This is a genomic window from Bradyrhizobium sp. 142 (assembly GCF_023074015.1).
GTDB lineage: Bacteria > Pseudomonadota > Alphaproteobacteria > Rhizobiales > Xanthobacteraceae > Bradyrhizobium.
Genome location: NZ_JADPKQ010000275.1, coordinates 1 through 541, shown reverse-complemented (window position 1 = coordinate 541; position 541 = coordinate 1). Strand labels below are relative to the sequence as shown.

Below are 541 nucleotides of genomic sequence, written 5' to 3'. Positions count from 1 at the left end.
CGCATCCCGACGGTTACGGCCGCAGCTGGTTCTGCGAACTCTATCGAGCCTGGGAAGGCCGGTTGTCGCCGACGATGCGGCAGGCGCATGTGGCCGGCGCATGTGGCCGGCGAGAAGCTGTTCGTCGATTACGCCGGTACGACGATTGACATCGTCGATGCCGCGACCGGAGAGGTGCATGCCTGCCAGCTGTTTGTCGCAGCCCTCGGCGCATCGAGTTTTACGTACGCCGAGGCAACCTTCACGCAGACGCTGCCCGACTGGATCGGCTCGCACACACGCGCCTTTGTCTTTTACGGCGGTGTGCCGGCGATGGTCGTTTCCGACAATCTGAAGTCCGGCGTCACCAAGGCCTGCTTCTACGAGCCGGGCGTCAATCGTGCCTATGCCGAAATGGCGGTGCACTACGACACGGCCATTGTGCCGGCACGGCCGAGAAAACGGCGAAGGTCGAGGTCGCCGTGCAGGTCGCGACGCGCTGGATTATCGCCAAGTTGCGCAACATCAGGTTCTTCTCGCTCGTCGAGTTGAACGCAACGAT

The 541-nt window shown here is 62.7% G+C and carries 1 pseudogene; it reads left to right on the top strand.

Annotation, left to right across the window (positions count from 1 at the left end):
- Positions 1-541 (top strand): annotated as a pseudogene (gene istA, locus IVA82_RS24365) (IS21 family transposase); the annotation flags it as partial.